17 protein-coding genes and 1 pseudogene are annotated in these 17,466 nt (G+C 41.4%); 11 read left to right on the top strand and 7 right to left on the bottom strand.

What is annotated here, in order from left to right; genetic code table 11:
• Positions 1-5 precede the first annotated feature (5 nt).
• The 3 genes from KS242_RS17015 to KS242_RS17005 are packed head-to-tail and all read right to left on the bottom strand — an operon-like array spanning position 6 to position 2,507.
• Positions 6-659 (bottom strand): ABC transporter permease, encoded by a 654-nt coding sequence (locus tag KS242_RS17015; RefSeq protein WP_217322423.1) that lies wholly within the window; start codon positions 657-659, stop codon positions 6-8.
• A gap of 15 nt (positions 660-674) precedes the next feature.
• Positions 675-1,808: a betaine/proline/choline family ABC transporter ATP-binding protein gene (locus tag KS242_RS17010; protein WP_217322422.1), complete on the bottom strand. Its 1,134-nt coding sequence runs from the start codon at positions 1,806-1,808 to the stop codon at positions 675-677.
• 15 nt (positions 1,809-1,823) lie between these two features.
• Positions 1,824-2,507: a TetR/AcrR family transcriptional regulator gene (locus tag KS242_RS17005; protein WP_217322421.1), complete on the bottom strand. Its 684-nt coding sequence runs from the start codon at positions 2,505-2,507 to the stop codon at positions 1,824-1,826.
• Positions 2,508-2,670: 163 nt separating this feature from the next.
• Between KS242_RS17005 and KS242_RS17000 the strand changes: the two genes are divergently transcribed.
• The gene (locus KS242_RS17000; protein WP_217322420.1) at positions 2,671-4,719 is read left to right on the top strand and encodes a CocE/NonD family hydrolase; all 2,049 of its coding nucleotides are present in this window, start codon (positions 2,671-2,673) and stop codon (positions 4,717-4,719) included.
• A gap of 180 nt (positions 4,720-4,899) precedes the next feature.
• Positions 4,900-6,681: an IS1182 family transposase gene (locus KS242_RS16995; protein ID WP_254391754.1), complete on the top strand. Its 1,782-nt coding sequence runs from the start codon at positions 4,900-4,902 to the stop codon at positions 6,679-6,681.
• On the opposite strand, the pseudogene KS242_RS18360 reads toward KS242_RS16995, so the two are convergent.
• A pseudogene (locus KS242_RS18360) lies at positions 6,647-7,204 on the bottom strand (DUF975 family protein); the annotation flags it as partial. The gene KS242_RS16995 and the pseudogene KS242_RS18360 sit on opposite strands and share 35 nt — an antisense overlap.
• 194 nt (positions 7,205-7,398) lie before the next feature.
• On the opposite strand from KS242_RS18360, the gene KS242_RS16985 reads away from it, so the two are divergent.
• The 5 genes from KS242_RS16985 (at position 7,399) to pbp4b (ending at position 10,684) form a co-directional block, all read left to right on the top strand.
• Positions 7,399-7,728 (top strand): PadR family transcriptional regulator, encoded by a 330-nt coding sequence (locus KS242_RS16985; RefSeq protein WP_217322418.1) that lies wholly within the window; start codon positions 7,399-7,401, stop codon positions 7,726-7,728.
• Complete coding sequence (locus KS242_RS16980; protein WP_217322417.1) at positions 7,725-8,381, top strand: HAAS domain-containing protein; 657 nt, start codon at positions 7,725-7,727, stop codon at positions 8,379-8,381. The genes KS242_RS16985 and KS242_RS16980 overlap by 4 nt, the downstream gene beginning before the upstream one ends.
• 191 nt (positions 8,382-8,572) lie before the next feature.
• Positions 8,573-8,767 carry a helix-turn-helix transcriptional regulator gene (locus KS242_RS16975; protein ID WP_217322416.1) on the top strand — a complete coding sequence of 65 codons (195 nt, stop codon included), beginning with the start codon at positions 8,573-8,575 and terminating at the stop codon, positions 8,765-8,767.
• Entirely contained in the window at positions 8,768-9,235 is a 468-nt protein-coding gene (locus tag KS242_RS16970) for a hypothetical protein (RefSeq protein WP_217322415.1), read from the top strand.
• Between the two features lie 117 nt (positions 9,236-9,352).
• On the top strand, positions 9,353-10,684 hold the full coding sequence (pbp4b, locus tag KS242_RS16965) for a penicillin binding protein PBP4B (protein ID WP_217322414.1): 1,332 nt from the start codon (positions 9,353-9,355) through the stop codon (positions 10,682-10,684).
• Between the two features lie 29 nt (positions 10,685-10,713).
• Here the strand turns inward: pbp4b and KS242_RS16960 are convergent, their stop codons facing one another.
• The 3 genes from KS242_RS16960 to KS242_RS16950 all read right to left on the bottom strand — a co-directional run bounded on the left by KS242_RS16960 (position 10,714) and on the right by KS242_RS16950 (position 12,745).
• Positions 10,714-11,307 carry a C39 family peptidase gene (locus tag KS242_RS16960; protein WP_217322413.1) on the bottom strand — a complete coding sequence of 198 codons (594 nt, stop codon included), beginning with the start codon at positions 11,305-11,307 and terminating at the stop codon, positions 10,714-10,716.
• 22 nt (positions 11,308-11,329) lie between these two features.
• A complete protein-coding gene (locus KS242_RS16955; protein WP_217322412.1) occupies positions 11,330-11,995 on the bottom strand; it encodes a DUF975 family protein in 666 nt (221 codons plus the stop codon).
• A 231-nt stretch (positions 11,996-12,226) separates the two neighbouring features.
• Entirely contained in the window at positions 12,227-12,745 is a 519-nt protein-coding gene (locus tag KS242_RS16950; protein WP_371747570.1) for a hypothetical protein, read from the bottom strand.
• 131 nt (positions 12,746-12,876) lie between these two features.
• On the opposite strand from KS242_RS16950, the gene KS242_RS16945 reads away from it, so the two are divergent.
• From KS242_RS16945 to KS242_RS16930, 4 genes are all read left to right on the top strand, one after another.
• Positions 12,877-13,566, top strand: coding sequence for a response regulator transcription factor (locus KS242_RS16945; protein ID WP_217322411.1), 690 nt, complete (start codon positions 12,877-12,879; stop codon positions 13,564-13,566).
• Complete coding sequence (locus tag KS242_RS16940; protein WP_217322410.1) at positions 13,563-14,564, top strand: sensor histidine kinase; 1,002 nt, start codon at positions 13,563-13,565, stop codon at positions 14,562-14,564. Before KS242_RS16945 ends, KS242_RS16940 begins: the two co-directional genes overlap by 4 nt.
• A 104-nt stretch (positions 14,565-14,668) precedes the next feature.
• Complete coding sequence (locus KS242_RS16935) at positions 14,669-15,430, top strand: ABC transporter ATP-binding protein (RefSeq protein ID WP_217322409.1); 762 nt, start codon at positions 14,669-14,671, stop codon at positions 15,428-15,430.
• A complete protein-coding gene (locus KS242_RS16930; protein ID WP_217322408.1) occupies positions 15,420-17,363 on the top strand; it encodes an FtsX-like permease family protein in 1,944 nt (647 codons plus the stop codon). Before KS242_RS16935 ends, KS242_RS16930 begins: the two co-directional genes overlap by 11 nt.
• Positions 17,364-17,466 lie beyond the last annotated feature (103 nt).

Raw genomic sequence — 17,466 nt, 5'->3', positions numbered from 1 at the left:
CCTTTCTATGCAGTCTCGTGCATGGCGCTCTTTGTAGTTGGTGTCAGCTTTTTCTCAACTTTTCCTAAGATGAAGTCAGCAAGAAGAGCAAGAATAGTAGATGGTATAGCTCCGGCCAAGATGAGTCCTGGTCTGTAGAGGTTCAATCCATCGAATATGAAGTCACCAAGTCCACCAGCTCCAACGAATGAAGCAAGTGTAGCCCAGCCGATAAGGTAGACAGTAGAAACTCTGATACCTGCCATGATGACAGGAATAGCTAGTGGTAGTTCAACGCTCAGAATGAGCTGCATATTCGTCATGCCCATTCCGCGGCCGGCCTCCAGTAAATTCTTATCTGTGTTCTTAATGCCAATGTAAGTGTTGCGGAGAATGGGGAGCATGGAATAGAAGAATAAGGCTACAATAGCTGGCACCTTACCGACCCCTAAGATGGGAATAAAGAACGCTAGAATTGCTAGACTTGGAAAGGTTTGAATGACACTGACAATCCGAATGACGGTATTAGCTACTCGCTCAACTCGTGTGAGTAAGACACCGACAGGTACAGCGACAAGGATTCCAAGCACAACTGCAATTAAGGATATATATAAATGCTCCCAAGTCTTCAAAACAAGCGTGCTTCCCTGGTCTTGAAGGAATTGTATTAATGTATCCATGTGTTCTGCACCTCCCTATTCATTGTCATTCTCATCACCCCAAATAGAGTCATAGACTAGATCAGCTAGTGTTGCGCGCGTGACGATTCCTTGAAGTCGATTCTGTTCATCAACAACAGGTACATACTTGGTATGTCTGCGGAGCATCTTTTGAATAGTATCTCGGATAAGACTATCTTCTTTCACGCGATAAAGCTCTGTTTCAACTATTTCACCAACAAGTGTGGATTTCTTCCGATTTTCCTCAATATCCTCCACATCAATATATCCTTCAAGCGTAAGGTCGTCTCCAATTACAAGCAAGGAATCAACGCGTTTTTCTTTCATTCGCTGAATAGCAGCAGACAGTGTCTCTTCTTTGTGAACTGTTGCTGGAATCTTATTCATAATTTGGCCCACTGTTTTCACATCGGGTTGGGTCTGAATTAGTCGTTCTTTTCCGATGAAGGATTCTACGAATTCATTCGCAGGATTACGGAGAATTTCATCAGGAGTATCAACTTGTACAATTTCTCCATCCTTCATAATAACAATCCGATCCGCAAGTTTGATTGCTTCATCCATGTCGTGTGTTACAAAGACGATTGTCTTGTCTAATTGTTTTTGAAGATGCTTGAATTCTTCTTGCAGTCCGTCTCTGGTAATGGGATCTAGGGCACCAAAAGGTTCATCCATTAAAATGAGCGGGGGATTGGAAGCCAAAGCGCGCAACACCCCAATTCGCTGCTGTTGACCGCCACTTAATTCTTGTGGATAGCGATCAAGATATTCCTTTGGTAAATTAACTAATTTGATCAATTCGGCTGCACGTTCACGCCGTTTTTCTTTGGACCATTGCAATAATTTTGGTACCAATGTGATATTTTCACTAATCGTCATATGTGGAAAAAGTCCAATTTGCTGGATAACATATCCAATCTCCCGCCGCATTTGGACGCGGTTTTGTTTCATAATATCCTTGCCGTCAATTAGAATGCGTCCTTCTGTAGGTTCAATCAGTCTGTTGACCATTTTCATGCTAGTTGTCTTACCACAGCCACTTGGGCCGATAAAACAGATGAATTCACCTTTTTGTATTTCCAGGTTCAGATTGTTTACTGCCTTTTTACTGCCGCTGTAAATTTTTGATACATTTTCAAATGTCAGCACATGATAACCTCCTGTTTACGGTGCATATTTATTATCCGAGAAGTCGAATAACGCTTCATTCCGGACGATTTCGGTGATATATTGCATCGTTTTCTGCATCGCCCGTTCTGGATCATAAGACCGTCGATGATTTAGCACATTATTAAACATTCCTTGCCAGATAAGAATAGTTAACTCATTGATCGCATCCACATTTTTCTCACTTACTTCTCCGGCTTCTAGCGCTATATCGAGAGCAGAGCGTCCGCGATCGGACATATTCCGTTCTAATAATGTCGGCTGTAATTCCTTTGGTATATCAATAAGATCCTTAGGGAATTTTTCGTAATACCGTTCCAGCATATTTTCTGGGCTATCGCCAAGATCCTTGATAAAAACAGCATCAAATAACTTTGGGTAACGAAAAGAGTAGATACAAAAACATTCCCAAGCTAGTAAATACTTCTCCAAAGGCTTATCAGATCGACTCATATAAACGACAACTTCGTCTGTATATTCCTTCAATAAAGTCATAGACGCAAAGAACTTGAGGTGCGACAGGTCATTAAAGTAGTTATATAGTGTTGCGCTGTTATAGCCAGCACGATCTGCTACTTTTCGGATTGTCACTTTTTCTAATCCTTCTTCACGGATAATATCTGCTGTTGCTTCCACGAAGTATTTCCACATTCGGCTTTTCTGTATTTCTTTTTTATTCATTGTGCCTGTTGTTCTCCTTTGATACGCGTTCGTGCTCGCCTCCCCATGGTTGTTAAGTCGTAATCGCGTATGGTAGTATAATCGAAGTTATAAGATAATCATGATTATAAAGTATAGCATAGTCATTAGATAAAGCAAATTTGCCTAGGAAGGAAGTTGTGAAGTGGTATTTAATGTAAGAGATAACCAGTTACAAATAAAAACGACCTATCCGCATCAAATAAAACAAATACGGCATGTGTGGATTCCCATGCGAGATGGAGTGAAATTATCGGCAAGAATATGGCTTCCTGAAGATGCAGAAAATGAGCCGGTACCAGCAATATTGGAATATATCCCATACCGGAAAGATGATTTTACTGCATTGCGTGATTCCATCCGCCACCCTTACTTCGCAGGACACGGTTATGCCAGTGTCCGTGTGGATACGAGAGGAAGCGGTGATTCAGAAGGTATTCTATATGATGAATATCTTCCGCAAGAACAAGATGATGCAGAAGATGTGTTGAAATGGATTGCAAATCAGTCATGGTCAACAGGTAAGACAGGAATGATCGGAAAATCTTGGGGAGGATTCAATGGACTGCAGGTTGCTGCCCGAAAACCGCCAGAATTGAAAGCTGTCATTACTATTTGCTCGACAGATGATCGGTATGCAGATGATGTTCATTATAAAGGTGGCGCACTGCTCGCTTCCGATATGCTGTGGTGGGCATCGACCATGTTCGCTTACAATGCAAGACCTGCTGATCCGGAGATTGTGGGAGAGAAATGGCGAGAGAATTGGATGCAGCGAATGGAGGAAACACCACCATTTGCTGAGGAATGGGTACGGCATCAGCGGCGGGATGCTTACTGGAAGCACGGCTCCGTGAATGAAGATTACCAGGATATTGAGGTGCCTGTTTTTGCCGTCGGAGGTTGGGCAGATGGCTATACAAATGCCATTCCGCGCATGATGGAAGGGTTGGATGTACCAAGAAAAGGTCTGATTGGACCATGGGCGCATGAATATCCAGAAGTAGCTATTCCAGGACCATCTATTGGATTTTTGCAGGAGTGTTTGCGTTGGTGGGATTACTGGCTGAAAGATAAAGAGACAGGCATTATGGACGAGCCCATGCTGCGCGCTTGGATGCAGGAGAGTCTCCCTCCCGAAGTAGAGTACGAGGAACGGCCTGGACGGTGGGTCGCAGAAGCACAGTGGCCGTCAGCAAATATCATACAAAAAGGCTTGTATGTGGCGGGGCAAGAATTGGTGGAAGCAGCGGAAGACGGTTCACCGATAACAGTTTCTAGCATGCAGCAGCATGGGCTTTATGCTGGCGTATTTTGCCCATTTGGACAGCCGGGGGATATGCCATCCGATCAGCGTCTGGAAAACGGATTTTCTACTATTTTTACCAGTGCACCCTTGGAAGAAAAAGTAGAAATACTTGGTGCTCCGAAACTGCAGCTAGAGCTTGCTAGTGATCAAAAACAAGCATTGCTAGCAGTTCGGCTGAATGATGTGGCTCCGGATGGTAGTGTCAGCCGCATCACTTGGGGGATGCTCAACTTAACCCATCGAAATAGCCATGAATTCCCTGAAGCTCTAACACCAGAGGAAAAGATTGTTGTGACGGTTCAAATGAATGATATTGGTTACGCACTGCCAGCAGGTCACCGCTGGCAAGTCGCAATAGCGCCAACTTACTGGCCGCATGCCTGGCCTTCTCCGAAAGAAGCGACACTCACTGTCTATCCCGGTCATCATTCCAAGCTGCTGCTACCAACGAGAGAAGCACAAGCGATAGATAAAACGCTTTCTGTATTCGGGGCGCCAGAGACCGCTCCTGTATTGGAAAAAGAGGTTCTGCGTCCGGAGAGTCGTAAACGCCAAATTAACTATGACTTGGTAAGCAAGACATGGATATTGGATGATTATTCAGATGAAGGTGCGCGAAAACTGGCTGATAACGGTTTGGAATATGGCAGCACAAACCGAAATGTGTATACAGTCAAAGAAGGCGATCCGTTATCCGCGAATGTACAATGTGACTGGACAATGGATATTGGACGTGGAGAGTGGCAGACACATTTGAATCTGACCTGCAAGATGTGGTGTGATGAGGCGTATTTCTATCTGCAGCATGAATTGCATGCATTCGAAGGGGATAAAGAAGTATTTACTAAGAAATGGGGTGAGAAGATACTGCGAGATTTTATATAAATGATAAGAGAGCGGGACAAAACCCCAAAAAATGAGAAATTAAAATGAGGCAGGCGTCTCCGAGAATTCGGAGATGCCTGCCTCATCTTTTTATCGTTAATTTACTGTTTATAGAAGCAAAAAAAGGACCCCTCTGATAGAATTAAGTTACGACACAAAACACAAAAGAGGAGGGTCCTTATGTTTAAACATTATACCATGTGTGAAGTCGTTTTACCTCTAGATTTGGAAAGAAAATTACCTGAAAATGATATTGCTTTTACCGTTAACCATTTAGTAGAAAGTATTCCAGACGAAGCTTTTGACGGTTTCCGTCGGGAAACCGGACACCCTGCTTATCACCCTCGCATGATGATGAAGATTATTTTATGTGCCTATACGCAATCCGTTTTCTCGGGCCGTAAAATTGAGTCATTACTTCAAGACAGCGTACGCATGATGTGGCTTGCCCAAGATTATCAGCCCAGCTATCGCACCATCAACCGATTCCGTGTGAACCCTCACGTAAAAGAACTCTTACGCCAGTGCTTTGTCCAATTTCGCAGCCAGCTGGTTCAAGAAAAAGTCATTGAAGAAGAAGCCATTTTTATTGATGGCACCAAAATCGAAGCAAATGCCAACAAGTTTACTTTTGTATGGCGGAAGTCCACTGAGAAATACAGTACGCAATTGGTGGAAAGATCGGCTCAGATGTATGAAGAACTGTTGGAGCAGGAAATTATCCCCGCAATCGAGCTGGAGAACCCCGAAGCCCTATCGGGCGAAGAGTTAACAAAAGTAGCAGAAAAACTGGACGAAAAGGTGCAGGAATACGATCGCCGCATAGAAGCAAGTGATGATACTGCCGAACGCAAGCAGCTTCGTTCCGAACGTAAAGCACCAAAACAGTACCGAAAGCAAGTCAATGATTTCATTAAACGGAAATCAAAATATCAGGTCGACATGGAAATCTTCGGAGACAGAAATAGCTACTCCAAAACTGACCATGGTGCCACTTTTATGCGCATGAAAGATGATTATATGAAAAATGGCCAACTTAAACCTGGGTACAATGTGCAGCTGGCTACTGAAGGTCAATATGCCCTGGCCTATGATGTGTTCCCGAATCCTACGGATACGCGAACTTTCATCCCTTTCCTTGATAAGATTGAACGGGACTTTTTTGAGCTGCCCGACTATATTGTCGCGGATGCCGGATATGGCAGTGAGCAAAATTATGATGATGTGGTAAATAATCGGAAGCGCATCCCTCTCATCACCTATAATCACTACCGAAAAGAAAAGCAAAAGAAATATAAACAAGATCCTTACCAAGTAGCTCACTGGGATTATGATGCCGAAGGCGACTTTTTCACTTGCCCGAATAACCGGAAATTAGCGTTTCGGTACCTATCCGAAAGATGCGACAAATTTGGATTCAAGCGTCATTATCGCGTGTATGAATGTGACGATTGTACTGCTTGTCCCTTACGTGCAGAATGTACGAAAGCGAAAGAAGGAAACAACCGGAAAATCTATTACAACGAAAGATGGGAAAAACAAAAAGCATATACCCAGCAATTACTCAGCGAAAAAGAAACAGGGAAAATTTACGGAAAACGTAAAATAGATGTCGAGCCAGTCTTCGGATTTCTGAAGGCTCATTTGTGTTTCACTCGTTTTTCGGTACGAAGTAAAGAGAAAGTGGAAAACGAATTAGGATTCGCCTTCATGGCGGTGAACATCAGGAAGTTCACCGCCAGATCAGCAAGTATAGTAAGGAATTCAAAAAATATCAGATCAAAAAAGATCTCGGTCACCATTTTCCTGGTGACCGAGATCTTTTTTGTGTCAGAGAGGAGTTATGTCCCGCTCTCTTTATTTTTAGTTCATAAAAACTGGCCATCGTTGTGCGGAAGTAGGGCTCGAGCCAGAGCAGTCCAATACCTAGCGTTAAAATACCTAAGAGTGCCCAGCCAATGAAGCTAAGCTGTAAAAAAAACAACTCACTTCTATTCCCATGCATATTCGCTTTACTTTCCCGAATAGCCTGTAAGGGTGTGTAATCAGGATTCTCACGCAAAATAAACAATGTCTGAGAATAGCTATAGTATTTAATAATGCCAGGAACAATCAGGAGCAGCGTCCAGAAAGTGAGTAAGACAGTAAGGATTAATCCAGTCATCATATACCGCCAAAAACGTGTGAATGGCTTGAAGATAGAGCCAAATGATGGCCGGTCATCCTGAACAAAGCTTTGAAACAGCCAGGTTGTACCTATAAATAATGGCATTAATATTATGTAATTTATGATTGTGTCTCGGATATTACTAATAATGTCATCGCGTAAAGTGGTTTCCTCAAAGAATCCTGGTATGTGAAGCGGAGGATCTGTTAGCAGACTTAGTACAAAAGAGATAACAGTGAACAGAAAAACAGCTAGTACACTTTTCCCCCAATTGCCGCTCAGACTGTCCAATGCATCCTGTTTGAGTGTCTGATTCATATTCAAAAATTCCCCCGGTCTTTCTATGATGTATATGTTTATTACACTATCGATGATACCATAAATATTTGGAAAGTACTGGTTGAAACTTGGGGTTACATATGGTAATTTAATTACTATCTTGTAAAACAAAGTAGTGGCTTTCTTGTCTCTAATTACCTTGTATAGCAAGATAGTTGAGGAGGAAATTGATCTTGTCATCTAGTCAATTACTAAAAGGGATTTTAGAAGGATGTTTACTCGCTATCATAGCCGAACGTGAAACGTATGGGTATGAAATGGTGGAAAAACTTGCTGCTTATGGATTTACGATGGTCAGCGAAGGCAGTATTTATCCATTACTGCTGCGAATGAAAAAGGAAGGGCTCGTAACGACAACAAGCAAAGCTTTGCCATCTGGCGGACCGAAACGAAAATATTATCAGCTGACACCAGCGGGAGAGAAAGAATTGAAGGACTTTGAAGTAAGGTGGTCAGCAATTTCGTCCAGTGTTGATAACATTTTAAGGAGGAATCAATCATGACACTATCCAAAGAAAGTCAAACATTTCTCGATAACTTGCGTGTTTACCTTTTTGCCAGCAATAAAAAAGAAGAAGAAGTGAATGAACTGCTTGAGGAACTTGAGGATCATCTGTATGAGGCGGAACAGAATGGGAAAAGTATCGAGCACATCATCGGGAAATCCCCCAAGTCTTATATGAAGGAAGTAGAGGCAGAAGTAGTTAAGGATGGCAGATTTTGGATTTTGTATATGCCAATGATTATCCTGGGAGCTTTTGCTTATCTTGTGATGGATAAAGCGTTAGATAATGATAGGAGCTATTCCTTACTAATTTTAATTGGAAATCCAGTGCTGTTCATTTTTAGCATTCTCGCACTTTTTTGTTTATATCGTTATGTTGCTGCTAATAAAGTTTCAAAAAAAGCAGAAATCCTGAGTTATCTTGTATTTAGTATCATTCAGATTTCCCTATTTGTTGGCCTGCTATTTGCTAATGATTGGATACAAACACCAGTATTGACCGTTAGTCCAGTAGGGAACACAGCATTGATTTTTATGTCACTCCTTGTCTTTGCGGGTCTAGCTGTCTTTTCTAAAACATGGTTTGTCATTGTCTTGCCGGTTCTGTTTTTCTCACCACAAATAATTTCTGCACTATATCCATATAGATGAGAATACAGAGTTAATCTTGCTAACCTGTATACAATCTTTGTTTATGCTTGGGCTTGCAATATGGATGTTTTGGAAGCTAAAGAAAGAAAACTAACGCATGCTATTGCATGCTTTTCCTATTTACAAATAATTAAACTGGGTGTAATGTATACTTTATAAATGCAATATATGATTTGCATAGGGGCTAACATATGAAGAATAAAGTGAAAATCACCAGAATAGAACAAAAAATGACGCAAGAGCAGCTTGCACGCCGTGTACGTGTTACGCGACAAACAATTGGATTAATCGAAAAAGGAGCGTACAATCCAACCTTACAGCTTTGTGTAGCAATTGCAAAAGCATTGGGAAAAACATTGGATGATCTATTTTGGGAGGTAGACTGAATGGAGAAAACATGGATACGTTTTTTGCTGCCGGATGATGAGTATAAAAGAAGGAATATAATGAGTTACTTCGCCGAAGCTGCTATTTTGCAGCTGGGAGTGCTGGTTATTATGCTGATTCTCGCTCGTACAGGTCTTATTTCTATGGAAGGTGAGCTTGTGTTGTTATTGCTGCTGTTCGGTTCAGCAGCTTATATAGGGATTCGTTATATTCTGTCAGGCATGGAATATACCGACATAATGACGGAGAAAGCCTTTCAAAAAGAACGAAAGCGAATAGTAGTGAAATCAATAACGTTCTTTCTCTTTTTTGTTGGCGCGTACTTCCTTATCAATCTTTCCGAGACAATATCGACATCTCCAATCGATATTCTCGGTCTTGGTATAACAACAGCTGTTATACTTTTCATCACAGATTATGCATCTCTCCGGAGGTCCTACCAAAAGAATAAAGAATTAATCGACTAATAAACGAAATGACTTTATAGCGCTGCTCCGCACAGTGCTTTTTTCGTGTTTTTACTGCTTTGGGAGGATTTATTTCTTTTTAGCGGAAACAGTAGAGAAGACGAAGGAGGAATGTGAATGTTGCGGACAAGTCTGCAGACTTCCGTTTTGGCTCTTGTGTTATTGCTATTGTTCGTCCCAACTGAGGTGGTGGCTGTGTCAAATGAACCCACGATACTTGAGATGGTAAAAACTCCAGAAGAAGCAGGTTTTACAAAAGCTGGCTTAGCTAAAGTAGATAAGCTAATAGAAAATGATATTGAGAACGGGTTTCCGGGAGCGTCTTTAATCATCATAAAAGACGGGAAAATCGTCAAAGAGTCTCGTTACGGTTACCGGCAAGTGTATGACGGTCTGGAGAAGCTGAAGCAACCAAAGAAGTTGAAGAAGGAAACACTTTATGACTTGGCTTCAAATACGAAAATGTACGCAACTAACTTTTCATTGCAGCATTTAGTAAGTACAGGTCAGATCGCTTTAATAGATAAAGTCAGCAAGTATATTCCGGAATTCAACGATAAAGCGGACGCAAACATAAAAGGGAAGAATACAATCACGATTCAAGATTTGCTGCAACATCAAGCAGGTTTCCCTGCAAGTATAGAGTTTCATGATCCAAATGCAGCCGGCGCGTTTTACTCTCAAAATCGGGGTCAAACTATTGGCTTTCTACCGCAAGTGCCGCTGGAATACGAACCTCGGACGGATCATCTATACAGTGATATAGATTATATGCTTTTAGGTGTTATCGTAGAGCGAGTAACAGGGAAACAGCTAGATACATTTGTAGAAGAAACGTTCTATCAGCCGCTACATTTGAAAAATACGATGTTCAAGCCGTTGGATAAAGGTGTTAAAGAGAAAGATATTGCTGCGACAGAGCGGCTGGGCAACACTCGTGATGGATATATCTCTTTCCCGCGTATTCGCCAAGAAACAATTATCGGAGAAGTACATGATGAAAAAAGTTATTACGCAATGAATGGTGTCGCTGGTCACGCTGGTCTTTTCTCCACGACAATGGATATGGCAGTGCTCCTGCAAGTGATGCTCAATGGCGGTGACTATGGCACGCATCACTTTTTCGACGAAGAGGTGGTAGACCAATTTACGACCGCTTCTTCCACGAATGAAACCTATGGATTAGGCTGGAGACGAAATGGAAGCGGAGGAACAATGGAATGGATGTTTGGATCACTGGCTAGCGAAGCTGCTTACGGGCATACAGGCTGGACAGGTACCGTCACCATTATTGACCCTGCGTATGATCTAGGCATTGTGCTGCTGACAAATAAGAAGCATACACCGGTTGTGAATCCGGAACAAAACAGCAATCTTTTTGCAGGAGATGCGTATGCTACCGGCGATTATGGACCTGTTGTTCAAGCAATATATGAGGCGATGAAATGAAGAAAACACGGTTATCACACCGTGTTTTTCTATGTGACGACAAGAGCGCGTCTGCCCATGGCGTCATATATACGAATAAAATGCTCTCTTGCTGCTTTTACATGTGCACCGCTTTTTTCAGTTGATTCACAATCATGGAAATAGATATTGTTTTCATCTGTTCCAGTTAAAACGATACAGTGAAGCGGTCGCGGTGCTGGTACAGTTTTTCCGGCAGGCGTTTTCCAGAAACGTTCTATAGGCATCTCGTGGTGAATCGTAAACCAGACTAACACAGGATGACCATCTGCCAGATGCCTTTCAACGCTGGAAAATGCTTCACCATACAAAGCCAAGCTGCCAGGGCGATATCTATCTGCCAACTGTTTCAGCGGTTCTGGATTGATGGTAATGCCATTATCAAATGGATCTCCAACAAAGCCGTCTTCGGGATCGCCCCATACTTGTATTGTTCCGTGGGCATCGCGTGCTGCAGGGGTATGGTCCATAGGCATTTCAAGGGCTAATGCCAGTTTGTCGACGGTTTCCCCATAAAAGGAGAGTGCCATTGTCAGTGCCGTGACTTCACAGCCGGAAGGAAGTTCAGGTCGCTGCTTGATGTACGGAACAGGTAGCAAGTTCATTTATTACCCTCCAATTAGTAAGTTAACTGCTTATTACATCTGTTTCAGAAAGATCACGTTTTATATATACTTCATAAAAGCTTGCGCGAGTCGACTTGTAGTAAGGATATGTCCAAAGGTGACTGATGGTTGTTACGGCACCTAGCAGGAACCATCCTATAAAGCTTATTTGCATACAAAAAAGCTTCCATCGATGCCCCTCCATTCGGCGCTTACTTTCACTGATGGCTTCCATGGCACGAAGATTAGGTTCATCTTTTAAGATATAGATTGATTGCGAATAACTATAATATTTTAATATGCCAGGAATAATCAGCAGCAGAGACCATAAAAAAACTAAAACGATCTTCATAACACCAACAGTAAATAGTTTGGGGAAGTATTTAAAAGTACTAAACATCAACGAAACAGAAGCAGTTTCATTGCGAATAAGAAGCAGGTAAAACCAACTTGTGCCGACGGACAAAGGCATGAGCAATGTGTAAAACAGTAAGAATGCAATACATAATACGACTAAGTTAAGATTGTTTGTGTCTGTAATATAGAGAAAGGGAATCGAAAGTATAGATAAGAAGACTACTAAAAAGCCAAAAAAAAGGTACAATAAAAAACCAGCCAAAACTCCTTTTCCCCACCGGAATGATAATCCGGTTAATGCCATCCCTTTCAAATCTGGTTTGCTAAGCATGTTCAACCTCCACCTTGGTATGTTTAAGATAAATATTGGAAAAACATGTATTATCATACCATTCATGAAGCGTTATAGTAGATGTAAAGGGAAAAAATCACAAATTTGATTCCAACTACCTAACAGATAAGTGAGAGATTATACTTACGCAGTTTAGTAGAGATAAATCTGGAGACCCATTCTAGTTTTGGGCCAGAAACAGCCTGTATTTCTTTATCTGCAGTTTGTTTCTTATTCTGTCATCAAAGCTTCAAGCGAATCTAATATGTGGTCAATCAAACTCGGAATATCCTCCATCTGATTCTCATTAATCTTACGGTCAAAATGGACTTCTGCTGTATTTAAGTAGTGGGCTTGCTGGTTATCAAATTCGTACTGTAAGGTTTGTTTTGGGCGGCTTGGAGGTGTCCAGATTTGATTTAGAATGGATTCTATAACAGGACATTCTGCTTGCGGATCTTCCACAGTCATAGCAAAGAATACACGTAATGTGCAGCCTGGATTTGTGTCTGGCGCTTCCAATATTTCATCTGCCAAATCTTTTAGAGATGCCTCTAAACAAATCTCCGCAGTGATGTCGGTGTTGTCTTGCATCGTAAAGCCCAAGCGAAATTCGCGAGACATAGTTGCCATTTCCACGCGGTCATACCGAGATACGATATTAATTTCATTATCCAAATTGTCCAGATCATAAAGCTGATTTTCAAAAGCTACTTTCAAGTTATCAAATACAGTTGGATCGAACATCATGCAGAACCTCGCTTTATTTATATGAGAAAACTCTAGCACATGCTTCCTATAGAAACAATCTTTACGATAGATGGTAGTAAAAATATGGGATATTCGTTACAATTTTAGGCAAGATGAATGGGGTGACGAACGTGTTTAAGATTTTGTTGATTGAAGATGATAAAAGCTTATTCGAAGAGATTAAGACACGATTGACGCAATGGTCATATGAAGTACAAGGAATCGATGATTTTGGGCAAGTAATGGAGAAGTTTTCGGAAATCAAGCCGGAGCTAGTGTTGATTGATATTCAGCTGCCAAGCTATGACGGGTTTCATTGGTGCCGTATGATTCGGGCGCATTCTAATGTACCGATCATCTTCTTGTCCTCTAGAGATCATCCGATGGATATGGTCATGGCAATGCAGCTGGGCGGAGATGATTTCGTGCAAAAGCCATTTCACTTCGAGGTGTTGATTGCTAAGATCCAAGCAATTCTTCGACGCGTTTATAATTACAGCATGGATGCTGTTACATTAAAGACATGGAATGGTGCAACGGTAGACTATGAGAAAAATGAAGTGGAAAATGATATAGGAAAAGCAGAGCTGACAAAAAATGAAATGTTTATTTTGAAACTGTTAGTTGAGCAGAAAAATAAGATTGTTTCACGTGAAAAACTCATTACAAGTTTATGGGATGATGAACGCTTCATTAGTGATAACACACTAACAGTGAATGTGAACAGATTGCGAAAGAAATTAGAAGCTATCGGTCTTGGTCAGCATATTGAAACAAAAGTAGGGCAAGGATACGCTGCATTAGAGGCGGAGAAGTTATGATTCGTAATTATTTTCGTGATAAAGCGAGCTGGATCGGTATGTTTGTCCTGCTTTCCTGTTTGCTTTTGCTAGTAGCTTATGTGGATACAACGATTCCCTTTGCATCAATCTTTTATCTTTTATTATTATTCTGGCTGCTGCTGCTTATTTTTCTATTCCTTCGCTATCCTAGAGAAACTCGCTATTACCGCAGTATAAAAGATTGGGAAAAGAGTTTGGACGCTTCCACTTTGCCGGAGCCCGATCGTCCTTATGAATATATTGTGCACGAAAGTCTTCAAGAACAAGTGCGTTTCTTAAACCGAACTTCTGCTGATCGCCGGGAAGCTTTGGAACAAGAGAGAGATGAGCTTCTCTCTTGGATCCACGACGTAAAAACACCCCTAACTGCCATGCAGCTGATCATCGAGCGGATGGAGGATACCACTCTAAAGCAACAGCTCACGTATGAATGGCTTCGTGTGCATATGCTGTTGGATACCCAAATCCATCAAAAAAGAATTACGTTCATCGAAAACGACTTATTTATAGAAGAAATCCACCTACCAGAAGTAATAAGCCAGGAAATCAGATCGCTAAGGTCTTGGTGTATGCAAAAGGGAATTGGATTTGAAATAGACCTAAAGGAAACAATGGTGCTCAGTGATACAAAATGGTTCACATTTATCTTACGGCAGCTGTTATCCAATGCTGTTAAGTATAGTGAAAACAGTGATATTCACATCAAGAGTGAAAAGCAGGATGGACATATACGAATACATATTCAAGATAACGGTATTGGAATAGATGCAAAAGATATGCCGCGAATATTTGAACGAGGTTTTACATCAACAGTTCAGCATGATAAAGCGGCAACAGGCATGGGACTTTATCTGACGAAAAGGGCAGCGAAGCCACTCCGAATCAACATGGACGTGACATCTGAACCAGGAAAAGGCACATGCTTTACGCTCACTTTCCCAAAGCGAAATGAAATGGTTGGCATGACGGGCGTGTGACAAGATTGTCACACGCTTTGTTCGTTTGTTAGCTGAAAAGCAGGAGCATATTTCGCTGCATCCGTATACTTGAGGTAACAAATTACACAAAGAGGTGCGAATAGATGGGAATTCTTGAAGCGACAAGCGTGCAAAAAAAATATGGCAATAAATTTAATAAACAGGAAGTGCTGCGAGGTGTCGACCTTACCATTGAAGCGGGAGAGTTTGTCGGCATTATGGGATCGTCTGGATCTGGTAAAACAACACTGCTGAATGTCCTTTCCTCGATTGATCAGGCAAGCGGCGGTACAATCCTCATTCAAAACAATGAAATCACGAATATGAAGGAAAAGCAGCTGGCAGAATTCCGTAAAAATCACTTGGGCTTCGTTTTCCAAGAGTACAATCTGCTGGATACATTAACGGTGAAAGAGAATATCCTTCTGCCGTTGTCTATCAAGAAAGTGCCGAAAAAAGAAGCCAATCAAAAGTTTGAAGAAGTAGCCCATCAGCTTGGAATTCTTGATATTCAACATAAATATCCCAGCGAAATTTCCGGCGGTCAGAAGCAGCGTACATCAGCAGCTCGTGCGTTTATCCATGAGCCAAGCATCATATTTGCCGATGAACCGACAGGAGCGCTTGATTCGAAATCAGCATCCGATCTGCTCAACAAGCTTAGTTCACTTAATCAGAACCGGAAAGCAACCATTGTGATGGTCACACATGATCCAGCCGCTGCTAGTTACTGCAGCCGTGTTATTTTCATTAAGGATGGCCAAATCTATACACAGCTGAACAAAGGGCAGCAAGAGCGACAAGCCTTCTTTAAAGACATCATGTCCACGCAAGGTGTGCTCAGCGGGGTGCAAAATGAACATTAATAGCTTGATACTCCGTAATTTGAAGAAAAATCTGCGTAACTATTATTTGTATGTATTTGCGTTAATTTTTAGCTCAGGATTGTATTTTGCTTTTGTCACATTGCAATATGATAAGTCAATGGATCCGGTGGAAGGTTCGGTAAAGGGATCTGCTGGTATTGGGGTTGCTTCTATTCTTCTTATCGCAATTGTAGCTGTCTTTCTGCTTTATGCAAATATGATCTTCATCAAGCGGCGCAGTAAGGAAATCGGTCTTTTTCAGCTGATTGGAATGACGAAAAATCGAGTTTTTGGTCTGCTTAGTGCCGAGAATGCGATTCTTTATTTTGGTAGTTTAGTGATTGGGGTTGCTTTAGGTTTTCTCGGTTCCAAGCTCTTAATTATGGTTCTTTTCAAGATTACAGGCGTGGAAGGAATTGCTTCTTTATCATTCTCACCTAGAGCTTTACTTCAGACGTTCCTTGTATTTCTGTGTGTTTATGTGCTGATTTTATTGATGAATTTGATTTTTATTAAACGGCAGACGATTTTATCGCTTTTTCGTGTAAAGTCACAAACAGAGATGACAGCACGCAAGCTGTCAGTCTTTCAAGTTATAATTGGCATCTTCGGCATTGCCTTTATTGCCGCTGGTTATATTTTGTCAGGAAAACTATTTGATGGAGACTTCTCCACCATGGTGGAATTATTCGGAGCTATGATTTTCATCTTGTTTGCTGTCATTCTTGGGACTTACTTGTTCTACAAAGGGTCGGTTGTCTTTGTAATCAGCCTCATACGAAAACAAAAGGGCGGCTATTTAAATATTAAGCAAGTGCTGTCTCTTTCGTCTATCATGTTTCGGATGAAATCGAATGCTGCACTGTTAACGATTATCACCACTGTTTCTGCTTTGGCTATTGGGCTATTGTCTTTAAGTTATATCACGTACTACTCAGCTGAGTCTGCAGCTTATAACCATACAGGCGGAAAGGACTTCTCCTTGCTAACAGAAAAGGATGCGGAAGCTTTCCGTCAGGTATTAGATGAGGCAAATATCACTTACACAGAAAACAAAGCAGAAGTATATACAACGATGCTGGATATTGAGGATATCTTGCAAACAGCGTTAGAAGTGAATTTTGATGCTTCAATGATGGAAACGGCCCTTATTAGTGAAGATGCAGCCGGCATAGAAGTAGCGCCAGATGAGTTGAAATTGACGGGCTATAATGAGATGCTGCAGCGCTTTATGTCTTTAAAGGGTGAAGGGGACGTTACAGTTCACGGAAAAGATTCAGAGGTAGCACTGCATTACACAGGACTGCAAGATGCATATCCTATATCGAACTATTACACCATGGGCGGCCTGCCAACCATGGTAGTGGATGAAATGGTATTTGAGCAGCTGAAACAAGATCTTGATCCAGAAATTGCGCGGGAATATACCATGTACTTTGGATACGAGATTGAAGCAAAAGATCAATTGGATAAAGCGAATAAACTTTTCAATAGCTTAAACTTGGAAGCGGCGGATTTTAGTGATTCAAGAATAGATGTTGCTGAAGATCAGAAGTCTTCCATTGGTTTAGTGCTATTTATTGTAGGATTTCTTGGTTTGACATTCTTGGTCACTTCAGGTTGTATTCTTTACTTCAAGCAGATGGATGAAGCAGAAAGCGAGAAACCAAATTATACAATTCTGCGTAAGCTGGGCTTTACAACGACAGATCTTCGCCGCGGTATTCAGCGCAAGCAGCTGTTCAATTTTGGTATTCCACTAGTCATTGGTCTGTTTCACAGTTACTTCGCAGTTCGATCTGGTTGGTTCTTATTCGGTACTAGCATGTTGACGCCAATGATTATCGTCATGGTGATCTATACAATTCTTTATTCTCTCTTTGGGATTCTTTCGGTGGTACATTACAATAAGGTTATTAAGAACTCCCTTTAATAGAGAACTGCTTACATTCTTTTAGAAAGTTCCTAATAGCGTAGAGACAGAAGATTGTGTTCTCTTTCTTATCAATACGTAATAAAATAATCGCATTAACGGA

The organism is Terribacillus sp. DMT04, assembly GCF_019056395.1.
In the GTDB taxonomy this organism is placed as follows: domain Bacteria; phylum Bacillota; class Bacilli; order Bacillales; family Amphibacillaceae; genus Terribacillus; species Terribacillus aidingensis_A.
This window is presented reverse-complemented; position numbering and strand designations above follow the sequence as displayed.

Excerpts from the sequence above, each read along its gene's own strand:
- KS242_RS17015 (WP_217322423.1), bottom strand. The coding sequence starts at position 659 with ATGGATACATTAATACAATTCCTTCAAGACCAGGGAAGCACGCTTGTT.
- KS242_RS17005 (WP_217322421.1), bottom strand. The coding sequence starts at position 2,507 with ATGAATAAAAAAGAAATACAGAAAAGCCGAATGTGGAAATACTTCGTG.
- KS242_RS16995 (WP_254391754.1), top strand. The coding sequence starts at position 4,900 with ATGTTTAAACATTATACCATGTGTGAAGTCGTTTTACCTCTAGATTTG.
- KS242_RS16980 (WP_217322417.1), top strand. The coding sequence starts at position 7,725 with ATGACACTATCCAAAGAAAGTCAAACATTTCTCGATAACTTGCGTGTT.
- KS242_RS16975 (WP_217322416.1), top strand. The coding sequence starts at position 8,573 with ATGAAGAATAAAGTGAAAATCACCAGAATAGAACAAAAAATGACGCAA.
- KS242_RS16970 (WP_217322415.1), top strand. The coding sequence starts at position 8,768 with ATGGAGAAAACATGGATACGTTTTTTGCTGCCGGATGATGAGTATAAA.
- pbp4b (WP_217322414.1), top strand. The coding sequence starts at position 9,353 with ATGTTGCGGACAAGTCTGCAGACTTCCGTTTTGGCTCTTGTGTTATTG.
- KS242_RS16960 (WP_217322413.1), bottom strand. The coding sequence starts at position 11,307 with ATGAACTTGCTACCTGTTCCGTACATCAAGCAGCGACCTGAACTTCCT.
- KS242_RS16955 (WP_217322412.1), bottom strand. The coding sequence starts at position 11,995 with ATGCTTAGCAAACCAGATTTGAAAGGGATGGCATTAACCGGATTATCA.
- KS242_RS16950 (WP_371747570.1), bottom strand. The coding sequence starts at position 12,745 with ATGATGTTCGATCCAACTGTATTTGATAACTTGAAAGTAGCTTTTGAA.
- KS242_RS16940 (WP_217322410.1), top strand. The coding sequence starts at position 13,563 with ATGATTCGTAATTATTTTCGTGATAAAGCGAGCTGGATCGGTATGTTT.
- KS242_RS16935 (WP_217322409.1), top strand. The coding sequence starts at position 14,669 with ATGGGAATTCTTGAAGCGACAAGCGTGCAAAAAAAATATGGCAATAAA.
- KS242_RS16930 (WP_217322408.1), top strand. The coding sequence starts at position 15,420 with ATGAACATTAATAGCTTGATACTCCGTAATTTGAAGAAAAATCTGCGT.